A 4148-nucleotide genomic window follows, 5' to 3' on the forward strand; every position below is an offset into this window, starting at 1 on the left:
GGTTCATGAGATTGCCCACAGCAAGCTCCACAATCAGAAAAAGATTCAGATTGCCAATGACGAGCAATATCAGGAGATCGAGCTATTTGATAAACCCGGTCTGTTCTCCAATGGGCGGATTGTCCGTGATAATCTGCCGGAGGGCGTTTATTGCTATGACCTGCGCGGTTCTGACTACGACCCCGGAGAGCCGGTCTGTGTAGAAGAACAAGTGGTTGTAAACCATGCAGGTTCCGTTCTGCTGACAGAGCCGCTGGAGCTGGCGGAAGATGGACGCCTGATGCTGACCGAGGAAGAAGGGCTGAATTTTGTTGGCGGCTTTTCTACCCTCACCCAGTTTTTGCAAGAACAGAGGAAAGACCGCCACACGGAGGAAGTGGAGGCTGAAAGCATCTCCTATGCGGTCTGCAAATATTTTGGCATTGAGACCGGAGAAAACAGCTTCGGCTATATTGCAAGCTGGAGTCAGGGCAAGGAACTGAAAGAGCTGAGAGCCAGTTTGGAGACCATCAATAAGACCTCCGGCACTTTGATCTCTGACATTGAGCGCCACTATAAGGAAATATGCAAAGAGCGTGGGATTGATCCCCATGCAAAGGCAGAGCCGGAAACCGCCCCGATAGAGCAGCCGACCGGCAATCTAACCTACTATGTAGCAGAGTGCATGGAGTTTTCAAACCTTGGAGAATATCACGATAACCTGTCTTTGGAGGAGGCGGTCCGCATCTATCAGGAAATTCCGGCAGAGCGAATGAACGGGGTCAAAGGGATTGGTTTTGAGCTGAAAGACGGAAGCGACTATGAAGGACCGTTTCCGATTTTGACCGGGCAGACCATTGACCTGGACACTATTCAGGCAATCGACTATTACCGTGACAATCCGCTGGTACAGAAAGCGGTAAAGGAACTGGCTGCGGCCATGCCGGAAATGGAGGTACTGGGGGCGGATGCCAACCAGCAGGAGGCTTTGTTTCTGATCAACGATACTACCTATCTTCATATCCAACCTTGTGACAGCGGATGGGACTACACTCTTTACGATGCTGCGTCCATGAAAGAGCTGGATGGTGGTCAGCTGGATATGCCGGAGATTTCCCGCATGAAGGCAGTTCTCCAGATTTGTGATGACAACGATTTGGGTAGAGACTCGGTAAAATACGCACCGTTGTCCATGATTGAGACCTTGCAGGACGCTGCCTATCAGCAGATGCAGGCAGAGGTCGGTCAGATAACTGCTTCTTCTCAGCTGCCGGAAGCACAGGAGCAGGCACTGGATGAATACCCCATGCCTGATGAGCAGGTCTCCACACCGGATATGCAGGAATACGGCTACTCCTATGATGGGATGCTCCCTGTTACCAGAGAACGGGCGCTGGAACTGGATGCCGCCGGTTTGACCGTCTATGTGCTGCATGAGGACAATACGGAGAGCATGGTGTTTGACCCGCAGGAAATCATGGATCATGGTGGTCTTTTTGGCGTGGACCGTGAGGAATGGGAGAAAAGCCCTCAGTTCCACGAAAAGGTCATGGAGCGTCTGGAACATCAGCAGGAACGGGAACAGGCATTTCTCTCCCAGAACAGAAACTGCTTTGCCATCTACCAGGTGAGCCGTGACGATCCGCAGAATGTGCGCTTTATGAATCTGGACTGGCTAAAGGCCCATGACATTTCCATAGACCGCAACAATTATGACCTCATTTACACAGCTCCTCTGAGGGAGTCTGGCACTGTGCCGGAGCAGCTGGAAAAACTCTATCAGCAATTCAATCTGGAAAAGCCCGTGGACTTTCACAGCCCTTCCATGAGCGTCAGCGACATCGTTGCGGTCAGGCAGGACGGTAAGGTATCCTGTCATTACTGTGACAGTGTTGGCTTTACCCAGATCCCCGGATTCCTGCCGGAAAATCCGCTGAAAAATGCGGAGATGGCCGTGGAGGACGATTACGGCATGATCGACGGTATCATCAACAATGGCGCAAAAGAACCCACGGTGGCAGAACTGGAACAGCAGGCCCGAAGCGGTCAGCCCATTTCCCTGATGGAGTTGGCAGCCGCCACCCATCGGGAGGAACGGGAAAAGAAAAAGTCCGTCATGGAGCAGCTGAAAGGCCAGCCCAAGACAGAACACAAAAAGACAGCACCCAAAAAGAGTGCGGAAAGGGAGATTTGATATGGGAAACTTTACTTTTGAGGAAATGAACCTGATGTGCATTTACAATACCGGTAGCCGCACCGGATTGATCGACAGCCTGCGTGAGATGCGCGGCGAGCTATCACCGGAGGAAACGGAACTGAGTGAGCTGACCGACAGCGCCCTTATGAAGCTCTGCGTGATGACCGATGAGGACTTTTCCCAGCTGGAGCTGTACCCGGATTTTGACCAGTAAATTTATCGTGTAAAAAATATAGTGAGAGAAATTGTCTGACGGATAAGCGATTTCTCTCACTTTCATCACAATATCCCACTATACTTAGAGAGATGGATGAAGTATAATCTAAGCAACAAACAATAATTTATTGAGGTGTTTAGAATGAAACAGAAAGTACCTATGATATGCAACATTGTGAGTCTCATTCTGTTGATTGTATTTGTTATTAAGAGCATCGTTGATTATACTCAATACTCAACATCGCTAAACTCTGCACCTTTTTATTTGTGGGTGTTAGTAAATGCTTTGTTTTTGGTAATTCCTGCAATTATTTTGTTCGTTATTGGTTTCGTTGTAAAGAAGAAACAGTAAACAATTCCAGTTTGTTTGTGCATTGATGATTATCTTGAACTTAGGAGGTGTTTAATGAAAACGGTTCTTTTACATGGGTTGGGACAAACTGCACAGGACTGGAAAGAAGTAGTCCAACAACTATCAATTTCCGATGTCGATTGCCCAGAACTTTTTTCTTCAGCAGAAGATGAAATATCATATTCGCAGATTTTGGGCGATTTAGAACAGCGGTATTCAGAAGTAAAAGAGCCGCTTCGTATCTGCGGCCTTTCGTTAGGTGCGCTTCTTGCGATTGATTTTGCTATTCGGCATGAAGAAAAAGTGGCTTCGCTGGTTTTGATTGGCGCACAATATAAAGTTCCAAGTTTACTGATAGATTTTCAAAATCTTATCTTCCGTTGTATGCCAGACAAGGCTTTTGAAAGTATGGGACTATCAAAAAGCAGCACCATAAAATTGGCTCACTCTATGCGGTCATTGGATTTTACTTCTCAATTAAACAATATTCGTTGTCCAGTGACAATTTTGTGTGGCAAAAAGGATGCTGCCAATCTAAAGGCTTCTAAAAGGCTAAAAGAACTGCTACCCCAAGCCACTTTGCACATCGTTCCAAATGCAGGACATGAACTCAATAAATATGCACCAAACACGATTGCAGAGATATTAAATAACTAAAATGTAATATTCACAGTTTTACTTAGCAGGAAATCGTTTAGGTTTCCTGCTTTTCTTTTACCCAAAAACCGAAAGGAGGACAGAACACCATGCCAACCAAAGCTGAACTATATGCACAGATGGCGGAGAAGGTGACAACGCAGCTCACGGGAAGCTGGCAGGAATGGGCAGGGTTTCTCACTACTGCTTCCCGCCTTTACAAGTACCCGTTCCACGAGCAGCTGATGATCTATGCCCAGCGACCGGACGCCACCGCCTGTGCGGAGTACGATTTGTGGAATGAAAAGATGGGCCGGTATGTAAGGCGCGGTTCCAAAGGGATTGCTCTGGTGGACGATTCCGGTGATAAACCCCGTTTGCGCTATGTGTTCGACATCACGGACACCGGGACCCGTGAACATTCCCGCACTCCCTGGCTGTGGCAGCTGGAGGAGCGCCATCTGGATTCCGTGCAGGTCATGCTGGAACGCACCTATGATGTTTCCGGTGATGACCTTGCCGGACAGCTCACTGAGGTAGCCGGAAAACTGGCTGAGGAATACTGGACGGAGCATCAGCAGGACTTCTTCTATATCGTTGACGGTTCCTTTTTGGAGGAATATGATGAGTTTAACATCGGAGTGCAGTTTAAGGCAGCCGCCACCGTCAGCATCACTTACGCTTTGATGTCCCGCTGCGGACTGGAGCCGGAACACTACTTCGACCACGAAGATTTTATGGCGATCTTTGATTTCAACACCCCGTCCA

Annotated in this window: 4 protein-coding genes; all 4 read left to right on the top strand. The window is 48.3% G+C overall.

Features of this window, described 5'->3' with window-relative positions; translation table 11 throughout:
• The coding region (locus OCV62_RS17600) for an LPD28 domain-containing protein (RefSeq protein WP_262588288.1) at nt 1–2173 on the top strand (2173 nt) is incomplete at its 5' end.
• Nucleotide 2174: 1 nt separating this feature from the next.
• Nucleotides 2175–2390, top strand: a complete 216-nt coding sequence (locus OCV62_RS17605) for a transposon-transfer assisting family protein (protein ID WP_118667383.1) — start codon at nt 2175–2177, stop codon at nt 2388–2390.
• A gap of 408 nt (nt 2391–2798) precedes the next feature.
• Nucleotides 2799–3401: an alpha/beta fold hydrolase gene (locus OCV62_RS17610; protein ID WP_117485592.1), complete on the top strand. Its 603-nt coding sequence runs from the start codon at nt 2799–2801 to the stop codon at nt 3399–3401.
• Nucleotides 3402–3490: 89 nt separating this feature from the next.
• On the top strand, nt 3491–4148 hold a 658-nt coding region (locus OCV62_RS17615; RefSeq protein WP_262588292.1), incomplete at its 3' end, for a hypothetical protein.

Source organism: Gallintestinimicrobium propionicum, from assembly GCF_025567525.1.
GTDB classification, from domain to species: Bacteria; Bacillota; Clostridia; order Lachnospirales; family Lachnospiraceae; genus Gallintestinimicrobium; species Gallintestinimicrobium propionicum.